This is a genomic window from Enterobacter sp. DC1 (genome assembly GCF_000568075.1).
GTDB classification, from domain to species: Bacteria; Pseudomonadota; Gammaproteobacteria; order Enterobacterales; family Enterobacteriaceae; genus Enterobacter; species Enterobacter asburiae.
The window spans coordinates 120,695-143,853 of record NZ_AZUA01000009.1 but is presented as its reverse complement, the minus strand read 5'-3'; the positions used below and the strand labels follow the sequence as shown (position 1 = coordinate 143,853).

Sequence of the window (23,159 nt, the reverse complement as noted above, 5' to 3'; positions counted from 1 at the left end):
CACGATCAACAACCTGCTTGACGGCTTCAATTCTAAACTCTTCAGGATAACGCTTACTGCTCATATGCACCTCTCTTTAAGTCATCTTAAATGACTCTGAGGTGTCTGTTAAACCTGTGGCGATTCATATTCAAGACTGCGGATTTATCCGCAGTCTTGAATAACTTTAAATAGAGACAGAGATATCGACTATATTCTCAACTTCAGTATAGATATTTACAGACTCGTCTGGTACTTCAATGCTAATCAACAATGAGTACTTTACGGTATTTTGCCAGCGATCTTCACCTGAGCGATACTTCCACCACCCACTTACCGGGAATACAGCAATGGTATGCATGTCGAGAAGTTCAGCTACCGAACCATTCCACCGGTCTGAGTGCACTGAGCCTCTTGTTCTTAATTGTGGGCCAAGGAACCATCCCTCATTATCACCCTCCGGACCAGTATAATCGTCTGTTATCGCTAATCCATTAACCATAGATCGAAAGTTTTCCAAGGTCTGCCCTGGACGTATGGTCGTAAATCGCAGCCCATGAGATTGGTAGCTGTATCTTGACCGATACCCACGACGGCCTGGATTAGGTTCGATGAAGTATGAAAGCGTAACTCGCATTTTCACCGGAGTTTCCGGTGAAAGTAATTGTAAAGCAGCTACAGGCCATGGCAATTGATGCAGATTCATCATGTTGTTTTTTGGATCAGCCGATGCAGCCGCATTGCTTTCTTTGATGAACGGCTGTAGCTCGCTTTCAGCTATCAATGTCAGAGCGTGATCAGCGCTGTATCTTGCCCGATTAATATCAGGAACACCGTGGCCTACAGTACGCAGAAGGCAATCTTTTGCCACACCCGGAGAATGCTGACTGCATAGCTGTCCAAAACGCATCATCATCCGGGGTGTCCATTCTGCTGAATGAACAATCAAGCCTCGGATAGTCTCAGGCCATAGCTCCGGGTATTGTGTGCGCAGAAGAGCTGCATCTCTGGTTATCAGCGCACATGCAGAACTTGTGTCCCCATGACTTTCAAAAGCAGAACCTGCCGTTTTACCCGATGTTGTAAGCAAAGATACATCAGAGCAGTTATCAACCGCAGTCCTGTCGGGAGAAATAACATGATTTCCACCCTCGGCAACGACATCAGGTTTATGAGGAGCCTGTTTTCGCCATGACCAGTTCACAGAAGATCGGCTTGATGGAGAAACATCTCCAGGCATTGCAAATGCTGTCCAGCCATCAAAAGCTGGGTCATCAATTGTAGACAACTCTGTATAAGCACCAACGGTAAGCGCATTCCAGGATTGCGCAGGATCTTCGATTGGCGAAAGGACAACCTGATCCCAGTAATCTGAGTCATGTCTAACATCACGGTTGTTACCTGCGGAGATAACGAATAACCTACTGATATCTTCGTCAACACCACATGTAAAACGATCGATTTCTGCAGACCAGGAAGATGGCATCCCGCTGACAGAACTTTCAGGTGAAGTAATCGCTAGGCTAAAAACCCGGTTATACTCTGGCCGTTCAGTTTCATGTTTGTAAGCTGTGCTCACAGTAATATCGCCGTAGAGCTCAGGAGGATTTACTCCTGTAGGAGGGATGATTCTCCCTGATTCTATAACGAATGGCGTATGTACAGATGAGCGACTCTGGCTGACATCAAGCAGATTGCCAAAGGCAATCAGACCTGCCTGCATAGAACCATGCTGGACTTCAATGCCGCCTTGAATAGAGTAATGCGGCCACTCAGGGTACCAGCATTCTGAGTAGCTGCCAGCGGTGACATACTGCAGAAGCCGATGATGATAATTGATCCCAGTATCAAGTATTGTAACCGCGCAATTAGCATCGGTATTAGGCACGAAACGTTGGGAAATATCATCGACCCACTGAGCTTGATCGAAAGGGGAAGAGTTGACAATAGGGAACGGGGTATCTTTTGCTCTCCTGAGCTCTTCGAGATTCGCTATCAGTTCAGGGGCACGTTCAAGCTGGTTAAGGGAACATTTGATTAATAGAACAACAGATTTAAAGAAATTTAGAGAAGAGCTTCCCAGCTCAGCATCAAGTCTTTCTGCTAACTGTCTGCCAATCAGAAGAGGATCGCTGTTTCGCTCCTTCTTGAGCCAAAGCTCCCACCAAACCTGTCTCTGAGGATCATCAGGGAAAAGGCCAGGTTCATCGGTCCAGAAAGAACGAATCCGTGCAAACCTTACTTCAGCAATACTGGCAATCAAAGCATGATTTGCAGGGTAATATGTATCTTCACTTTCTTTATAGCGGTCTTTGTCAGGGTCCAAATACTGATTTACTTTTCGTAGAAAGGCCCCGCGCCTGGCTTCGGGGATAAACAGGGTTGCGACTTCACGGTTCCCCTCTGTCTTAAGAAGGCAAAGTTTGAAATCAGTATTATCCAGCTTTTCCAGGGGAAGCTTGATGCGTTCCTGACCAATGACCTCAATATAAATACCAATTTCATCTGTTACAGGTATTTCCCGATTGGCAGCTATACCATCATACCGGTCTAATATACCCTGGTATTGCAGCCTCAGTCCTTCGCCATGAGTCTGTCTGTCCCGGGGAGCGACTTGAGTACTTCTTGCTGTATTTCTTGACCTAAATCTTTCACTCGTAACAAACTGCCTGACATTCAAATGCATCCTGTCATTTGCCATTATGTCCTCTGCTATGTTATTCCCGGTTTGCGCCACCCCCTTTATGTCTTCTGGCGAGGGCTTTGACGATCACCGACGTTTCAAGTTTTCCGTCAAAATATATAACGGCATCTTTTGCAGCATCATCACAGGAACGCGTAATTTCGGCAGAACTCAGGCCCAGAGCCTCCGTTGTGATTGCTTCCCAGTTAAGATGGTTAATATCGAACAAGGAAAGTCGATTTTTCATCAACATGACAATCTGTGCTTCTTGTGGCCTCTCGAACTGGATAATATCGTCGAAACGGCGATAAAGAGCCTGGTCAAGTAGTTCCGGGTGGTTTGTTGCTGCAACGATTACGCTTTCTGAATAATCCTGCTCTACAAATATCAGAAAGGAATTCAATACCCTTCTGATTTCGCCCACATCATTTGATGCACCACGTTGTGTGCCAATCGCGTCAAATTCATCGAACAGATAGACCGCCCGGGTCTGTCTTATATGATCAAAGATAAGACGTAATTTTGCCGCAGTTTCTCCCATATAACGTGTAATAAGGCTATCCAGGACTATGGTATAAAGCGGCAAACGAAGTTCAGTAGCCAGCATGAGAGCTGACATTGTTTTACCTGTTCCGGGTGGTCCGGTAAAGAGGAGTTTACGCCGTGGCACTAATCCGAAGCGTTTTAACTTATCTGATTGTCGTTGCTCAGTAACGACTTTCTCCAGTCGCTCTTTGACATCAGAAGATAACACCAGCTCCTCAACATGCACATCGCTGGGCGTCAGTTCCAGCAAGCCCTGAAGTTCGCTTTTTGGCTGATGAACAAATTGAAGTGTTTTTGCTGTCGTCAAATGACTCGTTTTTTCATCGTTTTTTTGTGATTTTTCAACGATTTGCTTAATGTCATTGGCGAGTTTACTGTGACCCTGACGTGCTTCTTTAGCTGCTACCTGGAGAGCAATAGAGTAAAAGCGCGCTTCATCACCTTCAGCGTGGCTCTTTAAAAGCGCTTTAAACTGTTCTGCAGTTGCCATTATCAACTCTCCTTTGGTGCGTTGATAGTATAAATATTAGTTCTTAAATGCACGATGAAATGTGGTCTAAAGCGCATGTTCTGGAACGATAACCCCAACATATTTGTAGATCGTCGTTCTGGAAACGCCGTACTTTTTTGCAACATCACTCACACTACTTTCAGGGCGGCTTAATAATTCTTTGATTTGAATGATATCTTTCTGACTCAATTTCTTTTTTCGCCCACCAAGGCGACCTCTTGCCCTGCTGGCCGTAAGTCCTTTCTGGTTTTTTTCTCGAACGAAGGCTTGCTGACACCCCATAAGTAAATGGCACATTCTGACCAGCGGTTCCCCTGATTCACTAGATGAGTCAAGGCTTTCACTGAGACTAATCAGGGATGCATCCCGCTCGGTGATCGAAGTTATGGCCTTAAGTACATCGACAAGGTTACGTCCCAACATTTCAAGGCTGGTTACAATCAGCACATCTCCGGGCTTAAGAAGATCCAGGCATAAACTGATGGGTTGAGGTTCGTTTTCTTTATCTTCGACGATCAAATTACAGCCTACGGATTTCAGGTTTTCGCGCTGATTTTCCGTATTAAATTTCCCCGCTAACGTTCTCAGATAGCCGATTTTTTGATTCATGAACAATAAATTAACATTGATTTATTTACAATTAAATTAACAAAAAAAAGAAGAGAAATCTATCCGGTTTGGTGTTTTTGACAAGTTAACTAGGTTGGTGGGAGTGGAGTTGATTCAACACGGCTTAATTTACGCAGTACACCTGAGCTGAATGAATGATGTAGGGTGGAATGACTGGAATGCTTCGTTCTGTACTCAAGCTGAATATCGGGACAGCAGTTTTTTTCACAGTTCGAACTGCTGCTCCCTGCCAACTTGCGGCAAGCAAGGATAAAGATTATGACGGGCGACCTCCTCAACATGCTTGAGTCCAGACAAGTTAACCAGGGAGGGTTAGTTGAGAATGTTAACCCGCGGTGGCGTATTGCCGCTATTCCGATGATTTCATCATCATCGTCAAAGGTACTAAATCATAGGCGGAGACCATCAGGGAGGAGGTCGTAGCGTACTCGAATACAGCCTGAAACTCAGGCTGTACATGGATAAGACCAGAATCACCCATGCTAATGACGGCTTTAACTTTCTGGGGCATCGAATCATCCGTAAACGTATTCGCTATGGTGACATGCGGGGGATCTGGCCCGGGCAGATATCTTCGATTATATTGAAGTGTTGTACAAATGGGCCCAGCGTCACAGTCATCTCGATGACGTCAACCCAGATGCCTTTGAACAGGCCACGTCGTGAGGACAGGAAATGTATACGGTTATAGTGACAGTCCACATCATTAATGACCAGTATCTCTCTTCGCCACAATCTTCCCTGTCGTATTGTCCATTCGATATTGCGAAATTGTACCGTCAAGAATGTACTTGATCACAGAGAGCACAGTCGCTAAAGGCGCATGAAACCATTCGCGGGGATGATAAGTTTGTCCATCTAAACCCCGTAATGTGATATTGAGCCGTTGCTTACCTAAAAAACCGTGAATAAGCGTTTCAAATTTGTGAGTGTTGATATTGAAGCATTGCGTAGTCATGACTATACGAACAGGTGCTTCGAGGAATGTTTTATCTTTTTCAGCGTGTTTGATGCGCTCTTCGATAGTTCCTTCAGTAAAGCCAATTTTATACAAATCAGGTTTAAAACGTTGAAGAGCTGGCTGGTCGCTATGCGTGGCGAGGACATAGACATATCCTGTCGGAACCGGAGCTTCATCAGGACGTATTGACTGTCCATTCAAAACAACTTTACGACCTTCTGTATCTCGTACCAGACCATGCGTAAGCGAGAGGAAAAGCATATTCATCTCAGTTCCGTTTTCAAACACCAAATGCAAACGGGCATTCCAAGGTCCATATTCCTCCAATCGCTCACCAACTTTATCTACATAGCCCATAACCCCATTGAGGATAAAAAAATCACCTTCATGAATTTTTAACTCATGGCGGAAGCGAACAAATGAAAACGCTCCCGTTTTCAGACCATTTTGTACTGTCTCAAACAGTGGGGAAAATCGATAAAAGTCTGGGCACGGCTGTCGTTTGGCAATTTCGTCCGGCTGAACTTTCTTTTCAATAGGAACATGTTTTAACGTGAAAATATCGGGCTCAGAAAACGAGAGCAATCCATCATCATCATCAGCAAAGATATCGTCCAGAGAGGTAACCAACTCCGACCTATCAACCTCGACGGGAGGAACAGAGAATGATACAGATGATTCGAGGGTATTCTCGTTATTTTCACCTGCGAGTAAGCCATGAATATCAAATGGCTGCAACATCTCGCGATACTGCTTGTTATCCTTGAGAGCCCTCAAACGTTGTGCTAGCAACGTTTCCTTAAATTCCTCCGAATCGGGTAGAGGTGGACGCCCATGAACCACATAAAATGCATTAATCTCTTCTAATCTGCTTACAGGCAGATTACCCGTTGAGGAATATATTTTTAGTGGTTCGACTACGAGTAAACCAAGATCGTCTGGTTCAGAAAAAATGTCATCAATTGTCACTTTTTGACGAACTTGAAGAGGTGAAAGTCTGAGCATAAGTTACGGTTCCTGTCGCACAATACGCTGTTGTTTCATTTTTCGGATGTAAGCTAACGCTTCTGCATAACGAACCTCTATTGCGTCACTGGCATTCAGCGATGGCTCCCTTTTATGTTCACTGGCAAACGCTTTAATTCTTGGCCAGAGCATCACAGCTTCTTCCTCAGATACCTGCGCCTGATTCGCTCTGACTGCTTCCTGAATAGTTTTTAGCATCGTCGCGGTGACTGATTTTGATAGAATCTCATAAGCACCGTGGAAAGGATTTACCGCATCAATTAAGTCAATATTTAAGTTTTCAATATTGATGAATTTATCACCCATTTTTATAAACTGATTGTTTACGTTTAATGAATCATTCGAATTGCCGGAACGCTGACCTTGGCCGTTATCAATGATGGCATCCGACGGCAAATCGGCTTCATCAACTAACCCACCACATTGGCCAACAAAAAGACTCTGCAAAATACCGCTGCGAACCTGTTCTAGTTCGTATTCAGTCAGGTCAGGGTGAAGCGTTTGTATCACCGATGGTAACACTACCTGAGTAATTACCTCAGGCGGTGTTGACTCGGTAATAGCCTCTTTAACCACCTGCTCATTCGCCATTAGTGCCGCCAGGATCTCGTTTTTACCGCCGTTAAGGATTGTTAGAACCTTGTCTGATACCGGTAATGCATGATCATCAACCAGAACAGTATTGGCAGGTAACGGCTCGCCAGTCCATTGAGATCGTGGTTTAAATTGAATATTTGGAGCCATGATCTGCTCCATCAACAACGAGGTGGTGATGGCTTTAAGCATGTTGTTTACTGATACTTTAACGTCATCATCTTGAGCATCAGGCTGAGCAATAAGATTAGTAAACTGTGCGTGAGTTTTGCCTTCACAATCGCGTGTCGCACGCCCAATTATTTGCACAATCTCTGTCATCGAGCTGCGATAACCAATGGTCAGCACATGCTCACAGAAAGGCCAGTCAAACCCCTCTTTCGCCATACCTAACGCAATAATGATATCCATATCGTCGGCAGAGTGGATATTACGCAGATACGCCTGTACTTTCGGTCTTTCTGCCGGGTTATCATCAACCAGATTCGCTACACGTAATAACTTGCCATCGCTTTTGCGTTTCACTCGATAGATACCGGTATCTGGCTCTTGCAGCTTCACCTCACCCAGCGCATCCAGGATGGCATCAACCTCAGCATGTTTATCTTTTGTTGATTCGCCGGAATTAACATTGGGAATATGGATGATGGTTTTTTTGCTAGCATCCAGCACTGAAGGTAGTGCCTTGATGTATGAACCCTGATAAAAATGGTAGCCAATGCCTAAAGATTTTAAATAATGGTATCCATTGAGCTGTTCGTAGTAGGTATAGGTCACTTTCGTGAACTGAGCTTCATCTTCGGGTTGCAAAATGGGTACGGTATCCCCTCGGAAGTAAGAACCCGTCATTGCAACAATATGTGCATTAGAACCTTTCATCAGAGCATCAATCAAATTACCCAAACGGTTGTTTTCATCCGCGGAGACATGATGGAACTCATCAACTGCAACTAGGCAATCATTAAACGATTCAACATTCAGCTTATCGAAAGCAAAACGCAGAGTAGCATGAGTACAGACCAGAATGTCGTCAGGGCTCGCCATAAATCGTTTAAAAGCTTCAACCTTCCCAGCCTCTCCACCGCCAATGCACAGATTATTTTCAGGTTTCACTTTCCAGTCAGCAAAGAAACCATGCTCCGTGAGCGCAGTATCTTTGAACGAACCACCGATGGACATTTCAGGGACAGCGACAATAGCTTTGCGTAAACCCTGGTTAACAAGCTTATCCAGGGCAAGGAACATTAATGCTCTCGATTTACCAGACGCTGGCGGAGCTTTGATAAGTAGATAAGGGTTGTTGCGCTGTTCAAAGGCTCGTGCCTGCATTTCCCGCATACCAAAATCATTAAGACGCGCACTTTGCCCAGTCTGGCCGTAAGTCACCTGTAAAATATTTTCCACAATGCAATCCTCTGTATGCCCTGGCTGGCAGAGCGAAAGCTTATGCTTTAGTCAATGATTCATAACGCTGTAGCAAGCAGCTTAAACGCTCAGTGGCGTCCTTGAATGGTTTGTCACGATAGAGACGATCAACGAACTTATCCAGTGCCTGATGGGCTTCTAAAAGGTCAGCTGGCATTTTAAGCGGATCATATAACTCAGCCAGAGTGCTTTCTGGATAATTCTCACGTATTAGTAACACCGATTTGGCTAGATCGATAAGAGATTTACGCTGCGCATCAGTCACGTCAGGCCATGGGAACGAGTTGTAAACCACTTTCGCTGAGTAGCGGTAGTCACTTTTTAGACGCCCGGCGACTAACCGCATCCAGTCGTTGTGTATTAAAGAGGTGAGGATGGAAAATTCGTACAATGTACCATTAGGAATAATGTAGTTTGCATTAGTTGAAATCACATTTGCATCATAAAAACCTATAGGTATATATGTTCTTCTCTCCGATGAAACACTTGGAATCAATATATAATCATCAGGATTGTTTAAATCCCTGAATTGATGAGGACGCTCAGCCATTTTTTGAGCTCCTTTATCAGGGCTTTTCCGTCGAGCTTCAGCCACCTTTTGAACCCGGTTGAAAACGTGCGGCATAGCTCTAAGCTCAGCATCCGTTATGTCTGCTAGCCATAAGCACCAACGCTCTTTCGCATTTAGAAATTCATCAGCTCCCAGAACCTTCTTTATCCAGCGGGCAGCTTGTGGCTCCACTTCAAGAAGCTTATCCCGTTCGTGACTATTCATCAGCAAATGACCACCGTCAGTAGGTTTATTTCCAAATAATAATTGAGGAACATCTTTTATTATTGGTTTGGATTTCGGCTCCACAACGATATTGCTTCCTTCAACCAGATAAGGGCTTATATTACCGACCAGTTTACTGTGCCAATTAGCATCCACTAATTGGTAAAGTTGGCGCGTTTTACTTTTTCCTGATAAACCAATAACAACTACGTGCACTGCGGCCTTATCACGTGCATTGTTCGCCCAAGTAAATGTCTGATACGCAATATGAATATGTAACCCTAGCGCGAAAATCGGTGGCCATAGAGTTGCAACTTGCTCCCCTTGACAAAGAGAATTAGTGGCCACTAAAGCTAGTTCAGCGTGGCTATTTTGGATATATTGCGCACCCTTCCAGAACCAACATGCAACAAAATCCAAACCACCTATTGTTTTGAAGTTGCTAAACACTTTCTGCATATCAGAACGCTGTAGCTCCGAACGACCAACCGTCCCTAAAAAGGGAGGATTACCAATCACATAAACTTCATCATCAACCTTTTTTGGACATACTTCCTGCCAGTCTTTTTGCAGACTGTTACCGCTCCAAATTTTACCTGATGAACGCAACGGTAATGCTGGTGGTGCTGAACCAATGTGTTCTTCCCATTGTTTATTTAACTGATGCTCCGCAAGCCAGAGAGATAGACGTGCTATCTCACAGGCAAAATCATCAATTTCAATACCATAGAACTGATCAAGATGGATACTACTCATAAAGATCGATTGCGGATCACTTTCTAAAAGTGCTTGAATAACATCCATCTCCAAAAGACGCAGTTCTTTATAGGCGACAATCAAGAAGTTCCCTGAACCACACGCAGGATCAAAAACTTTCATTTTCCCCAGACGGAGAAGCAACCGTTTGAGACCATTCGTGTTTGTGCGTTGTTTTTCAAGCTCTGAACGTAATGGCTCCAGAAATAATGGTTGTATAACCTTCATGATATTGCTGTATGAAGTGTAATGCTGTCCTAAGCGGCTACGCTGCTCCACATCAATCACAGCTTGGAACATGCTGCCGAAAATGTCAGGGTTAATCTCACTCCAGTCCATTGCACTGCATTCAAGTAAGATACGTCTGCCCTTCAACCCCAACTCTGGAACAGGCTCATCACTGGCGAATAAACCACCATTAACATAAGGGAATGCGGCTAAATGAATCGGAAGTGACAGGCGTAATTTGCTATTCGGTTTGCTGTTCATCACGGCAAACAGGTCTGTCAGAAACTGATCTAAATCACTGCCATCTTCGGCGGTGTAGCTCTTAACTGCGGAAGTAAACTGACCTTTTTCAAAGATGCCCGTGTCTTCGGCAAAAAAGCAAAACAACAAACGAGTCAGGAAAACATTAAGCGCGTGAATATCTTCTGCTTTGCTTAAATCATTAAGCTCCTTGATAAGATCAAACAGCTTTCCCATCTTCTCAGCGGCTTTCACATCGGCCGGGTTTTCACTATTGAGAATAGCCTTTTCCAACCCTACCAGCGGTAAGAAAAAACCGTAGTTACGTGGTAACTCTTCAAACTCAATATCAAGACGTTCCTGTGTCAGTGTGTCCCAGGCTAAAAAACGAACAAAATTTGTTATTAGAACAAAGCGGATCTTATTTTTTGCAACCGCCGCATCGGCAATACGTTGGTCAAAAGCAGATTCAAGATCATCATTATCCGCTACTGGCTGGTAGTAGAGTTTATTTTTTAATGCAACGTGTCCTGGCTCTTTCGCAACATTACGCGCCCCACCTTGCCGAATCTGACTCAGGGTAGATTTAGGGAACTCAAAAGCAGTTAAAAAGCCGTATATAAATTCATCTTTATCATTATTTTCAACTAGTTGCTCGAGATGCTCAAAAATTTTCGCCTGATTAACAGCCATTATTTTTCCTAAAAAATACAGTACCCGTAGAGGATGATGCACTCATTCTAACCGAAGAAAATTTTATCAAGTAGTTCCAATGCGTTACTTGGGGTGTATCAAAAAAATAAATAACTTTAGCCCTATGCCTGCCACCGCAAGGCGGCAGGCTTTGCTCATAGTACTTAATCCTCAGTGGAAATTTATCCCAAGACAGCCGGTACTACCGTGTAGCCTCTAGTTTCCCAAAATCAAACGGGCTCACCCCCTTCCCCCGATTAGCATCAAGATAATCAGCCCACCACTGCAGCATCAATCTGCGCTCCCCCAGATGCTCTGCCTTGTGAATGTAGGCCGCACGCACAGAGTTACGTTCCTGGTGACTCATCTGCCGCTCCACCGCATCCCTCGACCACAATCCCGATTCAATCAAAGAACTACACGCCATGGTCCTGAAGCCATGTCCACAAACTTCCGTTTTCGTGTCATACCCCATTACGCGTAGCGCCTTGTTCACCGTATTCTCACTCATAGGCTTACGCGGATCGTGATCGCCCACAAAAATCAGCTCTCGATTCCCACTCATACTTCTGATCTTTTCCAGAATGGCCAGCGCCTGGCGCGACAAGGGAACGAGATGAGGTGTTCGCATCTTTGAACCACGCTGAGAATGTTTAACACCTTCCAGTGGTTCACGCTCACCTGGAATCGTCCACATGGCCGTTTCAAAATCCACTTCTGACCAACGGGCAAAGCGCAGTTCGCTTGAACGGATGAAAACTAACATCGTCAGTTCGACAGCCAGTCGAGTTAACGGCCTGCCAGAATAGTGATCAATGCGGTGAAGTAATTCAGGAATACGGTTAAGTTCCAGAGCAGCACGATGCTGTCTTTTCGCCGTAGCAACCGCACCGGCAATCTCTTGGGCGGGGTTGTAGTCGATTAATCCACTCTGCACAGCAAAGCGCATAATCGCAGTAGTACGCTGCTGTAAACGGGCGGCGACCTCAAGACGCCCGGATGACTCCACAGCTTTGATGGGTATAAGCACATCCCGTGTCTTCAACTCAGCAATGTTCCGCTTACCGATAGCAGCAAAGAGATTATCTTCAAGGCTTTTCAAAACACGGGCACTGTGCGATGTAGACCACTTCTGATTGCTGGCATGCCAGTCTCTGGCGACCACTTCAAACGTTATAGCCTCTTGCTCCTGCTCTACCTTAACGGCTTTCTTGTTCTCACTGGGATCGACGCCGTTAGCTAATAGTTTACGGGCCTCATCCCTGCGTGCCCGGGCATCCGCCAGCGACACTTCAGGATATTTCCCCAGCGCCAGCATCTTCTCCTTACCGCCAAAGCGATAACGCAGTCGCCAGTATTTGGATCCGTTAGGGTGAACCAGCAAAACCATGCCTTCACCGTCAGTTAGTTTATAGGCTTTTGCTTCAGGCTTAGCCGAACGAACCTTCACATCACTCAGAGCCATGATGAGTATCCTTTCAAGGGTTCTGTGTGGGTACAAACATTATCGAATCGGGATATACCCGCAGTTGTACCCGCACCAGTAAGTTGATGTAGATTGAATCAGGTTGACTTAGGTTGAATGAAAAAGCGAGGAAAGCCTTGCAGATACTGGATTTCAGGCACAAAAAAAGACGTCCGTTGACGTCTATTGATGTTCCGATGGTGCCGAAGGCCGGACTCGAACCGGCACGTATTTCTACGGTTGATTTTGAATCAACTGCGTCTACCGATTTCGCCACTTCGGCACTGAAGGGGATGCGGAAACGTTGTGGATTATACCTGTCGCGCGCCGCCATGCAAGCGACGACGCGCTAAACCCGCGCTAAGTGCCCAAAAAACCAGCGCCCTTCGTCACTCCAGCTCAGACACCGCCAGGCGAATCACACCCGCCGCCTTCTGCTCCGGCAGCGCCAGCACCTTCGCCCACATTTCCTGCACCATATCGCAGGAAAGCTTCTCTTTGCCCGCCGCCTTCTCCGGCATCTGCAGCAGCTGGATGTCCTCGCCGTACTTATCGGCAAGTTCCTTCATAATCGGCCGCACATCCTCGACGGCCGCCTCGCGTTCAGCCGGGGTCACGGTGTGGCGGTTTTTGCCGTAGGCCGCGCGCATCATGTCGGCGTCGGCCTGCATGCGCCGCGCCATCAGGTCTTTATCCAGCATGCGCATCGGGTTCACGCCGCCCTTCACCGTCGGGTAGAGGAAGCGGAAGCAGGCGTCGTCGCTCACCTTCTGGATGGCGGCGGTCTGCTCCATGTTGATGGTCATGTAGTTCACCACGTTGGCGTCCGGGGCGTTTTGCAGGCGCGACATCTGCAGATGCAGGATCTGCGGCTGGATGGTGTCGATAATCTGCTGCTCCGGCTCGCCCGCTTTTTGCAGGGCGGCCATCTGGTCGAGGATGCGCTGATGCAGCGCGGGCTCCTGCTCCTTAATCACCTGCCAGGCGGGCATCGCGTTAAGGGCGGAATCCATCTGCCGTTCCGGAGCGCGCTGCCTGTCGAAGAACACCCAGAACGCCACAGCGGCGGCCACCACAACAACCATCACGGTACGGGTCCACGTTTTATTCATCTCGCATCCTTATCCTTGAGTTATGCCGGTTTACACCGGCACGCCGCTGTGGAAGCGAAACTCGTGGTCCGGTGTCGAGATAAGTGTGGCTTCAATTTCGCCAAAAAGCTTTATACGCGGTGAGATATCGTCGTCGCTCACCTGCCGGGCCAGCGTCAGGTAGTCCTGATAATGGCGCGCTTCCGAGCGCAGCAGCGAGAGATAGAACTTCTGCAGGTCGTCGTCGAGGAACGGGGCCAGCGCGGCGAAGCGTTCGCAGGAGCGGGCTTCGATGTAGGCGCCGCAGATGAGCTTGTCGATCAGCGTCAGCGGTTCGTGGGTGCGCACTTCCTTCAGCATCCCTTTGGCGTAGCGGCTGGCGGTGATTTTGACGTACGGAATGTCGCGGGCCAGCATCGCCTCGCGCACCTGCCAGAAGTGGTGCAGCTCCTCTTTAATCAGCAGCACCATGCTGTCGATGAGCGCCTGGCCCCACGGGTCGTCGGTTTTGGGCATCACGCTTTTGCCAATCTGCCTGTGCAGGGCGATGAAGTCCGGCTCCGGGCCGTCGCGGAAGGTGAACTGTTCGTAGGGTTTGAGCCAGTCGAGCAGCGCGTCGGCACCGCTTTCGTCGGCGACGTATTTACGCACCAGCAGCAGCGCGGTCTGGGCGGCCTTGAGCTCGCACACCATGTGGTCGGTGAGCAGCAGCGGCAGGTTCGCCGGGTCGCGGGCTTTATCAATCCATGCTTGCGGGGTCGGGCACTGGAGGAAGTTGAGTACGGGGGCGAGTATCTGCGGGTAATCCATGGCTCTGCCTTGAAAAAGCGGTGGCGCGCGCCACCGCCTGAAACGCTTAGTGACGCACGCCGTCGTCGTCTTCGTCGACGTAATCTTCGTCGTCGCCTTCTTCGCCGTCTTCACCGTTCGGATCTTCGAAGTAGGTTCCCCAGCCGTCGTATTCCACTTCAAACTTCTCGGCCAGGTTCATCAGCTGTTCTACCTGCGCGTCGATAAGCTCCGCCTTCAGCGCGCCTTCGCTCAGGATGTCGCAGCAGATGACGGTGTCGCCCTCTTCCACTTCCAGCTCTTCCGGCTCGGTCACTTCGTAACCCAGCTTGAAGGCTTCCACGGCCAGTTTTTCCAGCGCGTCGAAATCATCCGCAGAGAAATGGTGCTCGATGGTGTACAGCGCGTCCGGATCGCTACCGTCTTCCAGCAGTTCTTCAATAATCAGACGCGTCTCTTCGCGTTGCTCTTCCAGGTGTTCCGGGTTTGCCATAGCTCAATCCTCTTTAAAGTGCGGCAGATACTTCTATTTTCACACACGGACGGGTTTGCCTCCACCTTTGTAAGAAAGAATTGTGAAACGGGGTTGCAAATGAATAATTACACATATAAAGTGAATTTTAATTCAATAAGTGGCGTTCGCCATGCGAGGATAAAATGTCCGATTTATACAAGAAACACTTTCTGAAATTGCTCGACTTTACCCCTGCACAGTTCACTTCTCTGCTGACCCTTGCCGCACAGCTCAAAGCCGATAAAAAAAATGGCAAGGAAGTACAGAAGCTTACCGGTAAAAATATCGCGCTCATCTTCGAAAAAGACTCGACCCGTACACGTTGCTCTTTCGAAGTTGCCGCATTTGACCAGGGCGCGCGCGTCACCTATTTAGGGCCGAGCGGCAGCCAGATTGGGCATAAAGAGTCAATTAAGGACACCGCGCGGGTTCTCGGGCGGATGTACGACGGCATTCAGTATCGCGGCCACGGCCAGGAAGTGGTCGAAACGCTGGCGCAGTATGCGGGCGTGCCGGTGTGGAACGGGCTGACCAACGAGTTCCACCCGACGCAGCTGCTGGCGGACCTGCTGACCATGCAGGAGCACCTGCCTGGCAAGGCGTTTAACGAGATGACGCTGGTCTACGCGGGCGACGCGCGCAACAACATGGGCAACTCGATGCTGGAAGCGGCGGCGCTGACCGGGCTGGATCTGCGTCTGGTGGCCCCGAAAGCCTGCTGGCCGGAAGAGAGCCTGGTGGCGGAGTGCAGCGCGCTGGCGGAGAAGCACGGCGGGAAGATCACGCTGACGGAAGACGTGGCGGCGGGCGTGAAGGGCGCGGACTTTATCTATACCGACGTCTGGGTGTCGATGGGCGAAGCCAAAGAGAAGTGGGCGGAGCGGATTGCGCTGCTGCGCGGGTATCAGGTGAACGCGCAGATGATGGCGCTGACCGGCAACCCGAACGTGAAGTTCCTGCATTGTCTGCCCGCGTTCCACGACGACCAGACCACGCTCGGCAAGCAGATGGCGAAAGAGTTCGATCTGCACGGCGGGATGGAGGTGACGGACGAGGTGTTTGAGTCGGCGGCGAGCATCGTGTTCGACCAGGCGGAAAACCGGATGCATACGATTAAGGCGGTGATGGTGGCGACGCTTGGGGAGTGAGCCTCTCTCCCACTTTGAGAGGGTGGTTATCTGCTGAATTATTTTTCAGCAGATAATCATTTCCAGTTTACGCGCAGAAAAAATCATTTTACTAACGCTTCCTCAGATAAGCATCAACCATAATATGTATATATGATTTTATTAACCATTATTAATTAGATAGATAATGGTTAATATTAGATCGTTATCAATTACAAACCATTGTAAATATTCGGTGTAATGTTTCCTTATTACTACGTTTCGTTAATAAGGATTATTTTATGTCATGGAATAAGCATGAAGCTGTGTCATATGCCCGTAGCCACGCACATCATAACAGCACGGGTTACTGCGCCCGCGCCGTTGCGGCAGCTATTCGCGCCGGAGGATTGAAATTTGATGGTGCTGATGCAAAAAACTTCTGGCGCTCTCTTGAGAAGGCAGGATTCAGCAAGGTGTACGGCACACCCATTGAGGGTGATGTTGCAGTAATTGACGCATTACCAGGTGCACATCAGAACGGGCATGCATGCATCTACGACGGAGCGGGTACCTGGTATTCAGATTTTAAACAGAACAGCCGTTATCCCGGCCAGACATATCGGAAGATACAGCCAAAAATCACCCTTTACAGGCACTACTGATATGAAAAATATCTTACTACTTCTCTTCATATTTTCTTTCTCTGTAATGGCTGGCCACTCTGACCCGATTGAGCGTGCTGTAAAATTTAACAGCTGGTACGTTAATCAAATCAACAAAGATGCATTTCCCATTACTGATGGAAACGAAATAGATAAATATGTAACAGCATCAACAATGAAAAAACTTCGGCACGCGCAGGATCCTCGCTATGCAGACGAAGAGTTTTACGAGGCTGATATGTTCTTAAAAGCGCAATACGTTGGCGATGACTGGCCCCAGAATGTTACAGCCATAGCCGGGGATACCGATCCAGTTTGCGTCAACGTATACATTGCATTTGGTAAAAAGCAGGACCACGTAGTTATAGATTGCATGGTTAAAGAAAACAACTTATGGAAGGTACAGTCAGTTTCTAATGCGGATTTTTCAAGAAATCTGGCTATCTCTAAATGAGCCAAACAAAGTTCTTATCACTCTAGTGGTTCAGTGCGCCTTTCTTGTCGGGTGGCGCTGCGCTTACCCGGCCTACTTTGTGCAACGATATCAATAATCGTAGGCCCGGTAAGCGCAGCGCCACCGGGCAAATTAAGCACCGATACGGCCCTCTCCCACAGGGAGAGGGAGTAAACCCGATTAGCTAATCAGCATCTTCACAACAACCTTGCGCACCTTCGCAGGCGTCCCCACCGCGCACAGCGGCTTGTGCACTTCACCCGGCCAGAACACCACAAAATCCCCTTCGCTCAGCACCACGGTTTTCTCCTGCTCGCCTTCCGGCAGGAACGCGATGTCTTTGTCCGCCAGCCAGTCGGTGTCCGGCGTGCCGTGTGGCAGGGTGCTGAAGGTCATCCCCTCCTGCCCCTTCATCACGATCTGGATATCCAGATAGCGCGCGTGGTACTCGGCGCGGCGCTCGGCGAACGGCTGGGTCATATCTTCCGAGACCAGATAGAACAGGCTGCTGCCGTTGATGTCGTGTTTCCCGAGCGGCGTGGCGTCAGTGACGTGGGCTTTAACGTGCTCAATCGCCTGGCGCAGCGCGTCAGGCAGCCAGTGCTGCAGATGGTGGATGTTGCCGATAATCATGTGAAATCCCTCAACGTAAAACAACGTTTCATTTTTATCTTTTATACGAGAGTTAAGACTGCCATACCAGCCCTTTTTCGAAGAGGTTTGCGCGAGCGCATGTTTATCGGGAAAGGTGTTAATTCACTGTTAATCCTGTCCAGGCAATTATGCAGGGGTTATGCATAACCTCGATCAGCGCTTGTCGGACGGCTGTTCTAACCTCTTGATTATGCTCTCTTATTAACAAAACTCGTTGCCGTCTCACACTTTACTGTTTTGATAATTTGCTCTAAAAAGCCATAATTATTTATTGATTTTCCTTAAGTCAAAAATAGTTAATTATGTTAATTGCATAGCCATTCTTGATTATAATAATTATGATTTAAAATCAGCCACATAACGATATATTTCAAAAGATTAAAATCTACAAAATAATAACAATCTCAAATAATGCCACCGAATCCTGCTTAGCTATTCACCCCTCAATAATATGAAATTAATCATTATCTGATGCGAATCATGCAAATGAAAACAAACCCCTTAATATCCGGTTTCGCGTGAGCAATATCACAATACGGATTATTTAACCGCCTAGTATGAATCACGAAATCAATTGAGCTTAGCCGCCATGAAATTAAATACATCACATGGCGCATGCCCTTTTTATTCTGAAAAACAGTTAAAGGAATAATTATGGAAAAGCATTACGTCGGTTCTGAAATTGGTCAATTGCGTAGCGTTATGCTGCACCGCCCAAATTTAAGTCTGAAACGTTTAACGCCATCAAACTGTCAGGAGCTGCTTTTCGATGACGTGCTCTCGGTTGAGCGGGCGGGTGAGGAGCATGACATCTTCGCCAACACGCTGCGCGAGCAGGGTGTGGAAGTCCTGCTGTTGACCGACCTTCTGACGCAATCCCTTGATATTGCAGAAGCGAAAGCCTGGCTGCTGGATACCCAAATCTCCGACTATCGCCTCGGCCCCACCTTTGCCGGCGACGTGCGCGGCTGGCTGGCGGATATGCCGCACCGCGAACTGGCGCGCAGGCTGAGCGGCGGATTAACCTACGGCGAAATTCCGGCGGCCATTAAAAATATGGTAGTGGATACCCACACGGCGAATGATTTTATTATGAAGCCGCTGCCGAACCATTTATTTACCCGCGATACCTCGTGCTGGATTTATAACGGCGTCTCTATTAACCCAATGGCGAAACCGGCCCGTCAGCGTGAAACCAATAACCTGCGGGCCATATATCGCTGGCACCCGGCGTTTGCCGACGGCGATTTTATTAAGTATTTCGGCGACGAGAATATTAATTACGACCACGCCACGCTAGAAGGCGGCGACGTACTGGTGGTTGGCCGCGGGGCGGTACTGATCGGCATGTCTGAGCGCACGACGCCGCAGGGCGTGGAGTTCCTTGCCAACAGCCTGTTCAAACACCGTCAGGCCGAGCGCGTGATCGCCGTTGAGCTGCCAAAACACCGCTCCTGCATGCACCTCGACACCGTGATGACCCACATCGACGTGGACACCTTCTCCGTCTACCCGGAAGTGGTGCGCAAGGACGCCCAGTGCTGGACGCTTACCCCGGACGGACGCGGCGGCCTGCTGCGCACCCAGGAAACCGACCTGCTGCACGCCATCGAGAAAGCCCTCGGCATTAACCAGGTGCGCCTGATCACCACCGGCGGCGACGCCTTTGAAGCCGAACGCGAGCAGTGGAACGACGCCAACAACGTGCTGACCATTCGCCCGGGCGTGGTGATTGGCTACGAGCGCAACGTCTGGACCAACGAGAAGTACGACAAAGCGGGCATCACCGTGCTGCCCATTCCTGGCGACGAGCTCGGACGCGGCCGCGGCGGCGCGCGCTGCATGAGCTGCCCGCTGGAACGTGACGGAATTTAAAGGAGCCATCATGGAACGAAAACCCACTCTGGTTGTGGCCCTGGGCGGCAACGCGCTGCTCAAGCGCGGCGAGCCGCTGGAAGCCGAAATCCAGCGCCAGAACATCGAGCAGGCCGCCCGCACCATCGCCGGGCTGACGGAACAGTGGCGCGTGGTGCTGGTGCACGGCAACGGACCGCAGGTCGGGCTGCTGGCGCTGCAGAACAGCGCCTACGACAAAGTCACGCCCTACCCGCTGGACGTTCTCGGCGCCGAAAGCCAGGGAATGATCGGCTACATGCTCCAGCAGGCGCTGAAAAACAATCTGCCGCAGCGCGAGGTGAGCGTCCTGCTCACGCAGGTGGAAGTGGACGCTGCCGACCCGGCCTTCAGCAACCCGACCAAATACATCGGCCCGGTGTACAGCGAAGCCCAGGCAAAAATGCTGGCCGCGGAAAAAGGCTGGGTGTTCAAGGCCGACGGCAGCTACGTCCGCCGCGTGGTGCCGTCACCGCAGCCGAAACGCATCGTCGAGAGCGACGCCATCACGGCGCTGATCCAGCGTGACCATCTGGTGATCTGCAACGGCGGTGGCGGCGTGCCGGTGGTGGAGAACGCCAACGGCTATCGCGGCATTGAGGCGGTGATCGACAAAGACCTCTCCGCCGCCCTGCTGGCGCGCCAGATCGAGGCCGACGCCCTGCTGATCCTGACCGATGCCGACGCGGTGTACCTCGACTGGGGCAAGCCGACCCAGCGCCCGCTGGCGCAGGTGACGCCGGAGCTGCTCAGAGGCATGCAGTTCGACGCCGGATCGATGGGCCCGAAAGTGGCCGCCTGCCGCGAGTTTGTTGAAGCCTGCAACGGCATTGCCGGGATCGGCGCGCTGGCCGACGGCGCGGAGATCCTGGCGGGCGAGAAAGGCACGTTGATTCGCAACTGAGTCGTTTTCCCCTCACCCCAACCCTCTCCCTAAGGGAGAGGGGACGATTACACCCTCTCCCCGTGGGAGAGGGCCGGGGTGAGGGCATCAAACAGCAAATTTTAAAAAGGATTTACCCATGACCATCAACCTGAAAAACCGCAACTTCCTGAAACTGCTGGACTACACCCCGGCGGAGATCCAGTACCTGATCGACCTCGCCATCGAGCTGAAGGCCGCCAAAAAAGCCGGACGTGAAAAGCAAACCCTGGTCGGGAAAAACATCGCCCTGATCTTTGAAAAAACCTCCACCCGCACCCGCTGCGCATTCGAAGTGGGCGCGTTCGACCAGGGTGCGCAGGTGACCTATCTCGGCCCAAGCGGATCGCAGATCGGCCATAAAGAATCGATGAAAGACACCGCCCGCGTGCTGGGCCGCATGTATGACGGCATCGAATACCGCGGCTACGGCCAGGCCATCGTTGAGGAGCTGGGCGAGTACGCGGGCGTGCCGGTGTGGAACGGCCTGACCGACGAGTTTCACCCAACGCAGATCCTCGCCGACCTGATGACCATGCTGGAGCACGCGCCGGGCAAAACCCTGCCGGAGCTGAGCTTTGCCTATCTCGGCGACGCGCGCAACAACATGGGCAACTCGCTGATGGTCGGCGCGGCCAAGATGGGGATGGATATCCGCCTCGTCGCGCCGAAATCCTTCTGGCCGGAAGCCGGGCTGGTTGAGCAGTGCCGCGCCATCGCGAAAGAGACGGGCGCGCGCATCACCCTCACCGACGACGTGGAAGAAGGCGTGCGGGGGACCGATTTCCTCTACACCGACGTGTGGGTCTCCATGGGCGAGCCGAAGGAAGCCTGGGCCGAGCGCGTCAGCCTGATGAAGCCGTATCAAATCAACGCGGACGTGATGAAGGCCACAGGCAACCCGAACGTCAAGTTTATGCACTGCCTGCCGGCGTTCCACAACGAACACACCAAAGTGGGCCGCGAGATCGAGATGGCGTACGGCCTGAAGGGGCTGGAGGTGACGGAAGAGGTCTTCGAATCACCGAACTCCATCGTCTTCGACGAAGCAGAGAACCGCATGCACACCATTAAAGCGGTCATGGTGGCGACACTCGGCGACTAATCACCGCCCGGCGCGCCGCGGGGTGCGCCGGGTTTAAGGAGAACATCATGGGCAAGTTTAAGTTTCCCTCCGCTTACACCATTCTCTTTTTCCTGATTGCCGTTGTGGCGGCGCTGAGCTGGGTCGTCCCCGCCGGTCAGTACCAGATGGCGATGAACGAAACCCTCGGTAAAGAAGTCCCGATTGCCGGAACGTACGCGCACGTGGCGGCACATCCGCAGGGGCTGGTTTCCGTCCTGATGGCGCCCATCGCCGGGCTGTACGATCCGGTCTCCGGCCAGGCCGGGGCGATCGACGTCGCGCTATTTATCCTGATCATCGGCGGTTTTCTCGGGATCGTCACCAAAACCGGGGCGATTGATGCGGGGATCGAACGCGTCACTACGCGACTGCGCGGGCGCGAGGAGTGGATGATCCCGATCCTGATGGCGCTGTTTGCCGCGGGCGGCACCATTTACGGCATGGCCGAAGAGTCTCTGCCGTTCTACACCCTGCTGGTGCCGGTGATGCTGGCCGCCCGGTTCGATCCGGTTGTCGCCGCGTCCACCGTGCTGCTCGGGGCGGGGATCGGCACGCTCGGCTCCACCATCAACCCGTTTGCCACGGTGATCGCCGCCAACGCTGCCGGGATCCCCTTCACCAACGGCATCGTCCTGCGCGTGGCGCTGCTGGTCATCGGCTGGGTCATCTGCGTGGCGTGGGTGATGCGCTACGCCCGTAAGGTGCGCCAGGATCCGTCGCTATCGATCGTTGCGGATAAACAGGAAGAGAACCGCGCCCATTTCCTCGGCGACAAGGGCGAACAGTCGCTGGAATTCACCCCGGTGCGCAAAATCATCCTGGTGATTTTCGCCCTCGCCTTCGCGGTGATGATCTACGGCGTGGCGGTGCTGGGCTGGTGGATGGCAGAGATCTCAGCGGTGTTTCTCGCCAGCGCGATCATCGTCGGCCTGATTGCCCGCATGAGCGAAGAGGAGCTGACGTCGACGTTTATCAACGGCGCGCGAGATTTGCTGGGCGTCGCGCTGATTATCGGCATCGCGCGCGGTATTGTAGTGATCATGGATAAGGGCATGATTACCCACACCATTTTGCACAGCGCGGAAGGGCTGGTCAGCGGGTTGTCGACGGTGGCGTTCATCAACGTGATGTACTGGCTGGAGGTCGTGCTGTCGTTTCTTGTGCCTTCTTCGTCCGGCCTGGCCGTTCTGACGATGCCGATCATGGCGCCGCTTGCCGATTTCGCTAACGTCAACCGCGACCTGGTGGTGACGGCTTACCAGTCGGCCTCCGGTATCGTTAACCTCGTCACGCCCACTTCTGCCGTCGTGATGGGCGGGCTGGCTATAGCCCGCGTGCCCTACGTGCGCTATCTGAAATGGGTGGCGCCGCTGCTGGGCATTTTAACGGTGGTGATTATGGTGGCGTTAAGTCTGGGGGCGATGTTGTGATGT

Annotated in this window: 19 protein-coding genes, 1 tRNA gene and 1 pseudogene; 9 read left to right on the top strand and 12 right to left on the bottom strand. The window is 50.4% G+C overall.

Annotated features, from left to right (window positions below; translation table 11 throughout):
- Positions 1-166: 166 nt before the first annotated feature.
- The 3 genes from P346_RS22805 to P346_RS01985 all read right to left on the bottom strand — a co-directional run bounded on the left by P346_RS22805 (position 167) and on the right by P346_RS01985 (position 4,328).
- Positions 167-2,680 (bottom strand): S8 family peptidase, encoded by a 2,514-nt coding sequence (locus tag P346_RS22805; protein WP_071996000.1) that lies wholly within the window; start codon positions 2,678-2,680, stop codon positions 167-169.
- A 16-nt stretch (positions 2,681-2,696) separates the two neighbouring features.
- Positions 2,697-3,698 (bottom strand): AAA family ATPase, encoded by a 1,002-nt coding sequence (locus tag P346_RS01980; RefSeq protein ID WP_032662502.1) that lies wholly within the window; start codon positions 3,696-3,698, stop codon positions 2,697-2,699.
- A 66-nt stretch (positions 3,699-3,764) separates the two neighbouring features.
- Positions 3,765-4,328 (bottom strand): recombinase family protein, encoded by a 564-nt coding sequence (locus P346_RS01985; RefSeq protein ID WP_032662501.1) that lies wholly within the window; start codon positions 4,326-4,328, stop codon positions 3,765-3,767.
- Between the two features lie 350 nt (positions 4,329-4,678).
- Here P346_RS01985 and P346_RS23360 point away from each other — a divergent pair.
- Positions 4,679-4,899, top strand: a pseudogene (locus tag P346_RS23360) (group II intron reverse transcriptase/maturase); the annotation flags it as partial.
- A gap of 156 nt (positions 4,900-5,055) precedes the next feature.
- Here P346_RS23360 and P346_RS01990 read toward each other — a convergent pair.
- The 8 genes from P346_RS01990 to rraB all read right to left on the bottom strand — a co-directional run bounded on the left by P346_RS01990 (position 5,056) and on the right by rraB (position 14,885).
- The gene (locus P346_RS01990; protein WP_032662500.1) at positions 5,056-6,315 is read right to left on the bottom strand and encodes a GIY-YIG nuclease family protein; all 1,260 of its coding nucleotides are present in this window, start codon (positions 6,313-6,315) and stop codon (positions 5,056-5,058) included.
- A 3-nt stretch (positions 6,316-6,318) separates the two neighbouring features.
- Positions 6,319-8,334 (bottom strand): DEAD/DEAH box helicase, encoded by a 2,016-nt coding sequence (locus P346_RS01995; protein WP_032662498.1) that lies wholly within the window; start codon positions 8,332-8,334, stop codon positions 6,319-6,321.
- Positions 8,335-8,374: 40 nt separating this feature from the next.
- Positions 8,375-11,047: a class I SAM-dependent DNA methyltransferase gene (locus P346_RS02000; protein ID WP_032662495.1), complete on the bottom strand. Its 2,673-nt coding sequence runs from the start codon at positions 11,045-11,047 to the stop codon at positions 8,375-8,377.
- Between the two features lie 202 nt (positions 11,048-11,249).
- A complete protein-coding gene (locus P346_RS02005) occupies positions 11,250-12,512 on the bottom strand; it encodes a tyrosine-type recombinase/integrase (RefSeq protein ID WP_032662493.1) in 1,263 nt (420 codons plus the stop codon).
- A 198-nt stretch (positions 12,513-12,710) separates the two neighbouring features.
- Positions 12,711-12,795, bottom strand: a tRNA-Leu gene (locus tag P346_RS02010).
- A gap of 106 nt (positions 12,796-12,901) precedes the next feature.
- Positions 12,902-13,624 (bottom strand): hypothetical protein, encoded by a 723-nt coding sequence (locus P346_RS02015; RefSeq protein WP_032662492.1) that lies wholly within the window; start codon positions 13,622-13,624, stop codon positions 12,902-12,904.
- Positions 13,625-13,654: 30 nt separating this feature from the next.
- Positions 13,655-14,413 (bottom strand): tRNA isopentenyl-2-thiomethyl-A-37 hydroxylase MiaE, encoded by a 759-nt coding sequence (miaE, locus tag P346_RS02020; protein ID WP_032639800.1) that lies wholly within the window; start codon positions 14,411-14,413, stop codon positions 13,655-13,657.
- Between the two features lie 46 nt (positions 14,414-14,459).
- Positions 14,460-14,885 (bottom strand): ribonuclease E inhibitor RraB, encoded by a 426-nt coding sequence (gene rraB, locus P346_RS02025; RefSeq protein WP_029739283.1) that lies wholly within the window; start codon positions 14,883-14,885, stop codon positions 14,460-14,462.
- A gap of 99 nt (positions 14,886-14,984) precedes the next feature.
- Between rraB and argL the strand changes: the two genes are divergently transcribed.
- The 4 genes from argL (at position 14,985) to P346_RS02040 (ending at position 17,131) form a co-directional block, all read left to right on the top strand.
- Positions 14,985-15,080 carry a putative translational regulatory protein ArgL gene (gene argL / locus P346_RS23620; RefSeq protein ID WP_213328991.1) on the top strand — a complete coding sequence of 32 codons (96 nt, stop codon included), beginning with the start codon at positions 14,985-14,987 and terminating at the stop codon, positions 15,078-15,080.
- Positions 15,050-16,054 carry an ornithine carbamoyltransferase gene (gene argF / locus P346_RS02030; RefSeq protein ID WP_023299201.1) on the top strand — a complete coding sequence of 335 codons (1,005 nt, stop codon included), beginning with the start codon at positions 15,050-15,052 and terminating at the stop codon, positions 16,052-16,054. The genes argL and argF (P346_RS02030) overlap by 31 nt, the downstream gene beginning before the upstream one ends.
- 260 nt (positions 16,055-16,314) lie before the next feature.
- The gene (locus P346_RS02035; protein WP_032662491.1) at positions 16,315-16,677 is read left to right on the top strand and encodes a hypothetical protein; all 363 of its coding nucleotides are present in this window, start codon (positions 16,315-16,317) and stop codon (positions 16,675-16,677) included.
- A gap of 1 nt (position 16,678) precedes the next feature.
- A complete protein-coding gene (locus P346_RS02040) occupies positions 16,679-17,131 on the top strand; it encodes a DUF3828 domain-containing protein (RefSeq protein WP_032662490.1) in 453 nt (150 codons plus the stop codon).
- Between the two features lie 180 nt (positions 17,132-17,311).
- Here P346_RS02040 and P346_RS02045 read toward each other — a convergent pair whose 3' ends face one another.
- Positions 17,312-17,764 carry a YhcH/YjgK/YiaL family protein gene (locus tag P346_RS02045; protein WP_032662488.1) on the bottom strand — a complete coding sequence of 151 codons (453 nt, stop codon included), beginning with the start codon at positions 17,762-17,764 and terminating at the stop codon, positions 17,312-17,314.
- Between the two features lie 675 nt (positions 17,765-18,439).
- Here P346_RS02045 and arcA point away from each other — a divergent pair.
- From arcA to P346_RS02065, 4 genes are all read left to right on the top strand, one after another.
- A complete protein-coding gene (gene arcA, locus P346_RS02050; protein ID WP_032662487.1) occupies positions 18,440-19,660 on the top strand; it encodes an arginine deiminase in 1,221 nt (406 codons plus the stop codon).
- A gap of 10 nt (positions 19,661-19,670) precedes the next feature.
- Entirely contained in the window at positions 19,671-20,582 is a 912-nt protein-coding gene (gene arcC / locus P346_RS02055) for a carbamate kinase (RefSeq protein WP_023334319.1), read from the top strand.
- A 118-nt stretch (positions 20,583-20,700) separates the two neighbouring features.
- Complete coding sequence (gene argF, locus P346_RS02060) at positions 20,701-21,705, top strand: ornithine carbamoyltransferase (protein ID WP_023310201.1); 1,005 nt, start codon at positions 20,701-20,703, stop codon at positions 21,703-21,705.
- Positions 21,706-21,752: 47 nt separating this feature from the next.
- Entirely contained in the window at positions 21,753-23,156 is a 1,404-nt protein-coding gene (locus P346_RS02065; protein WP_032662486.1) for a YfcC family protein, read from the top strand.
- The last annotated feature ends 3 nt before the right edge of the window (positions 23,157-23,159 follow it).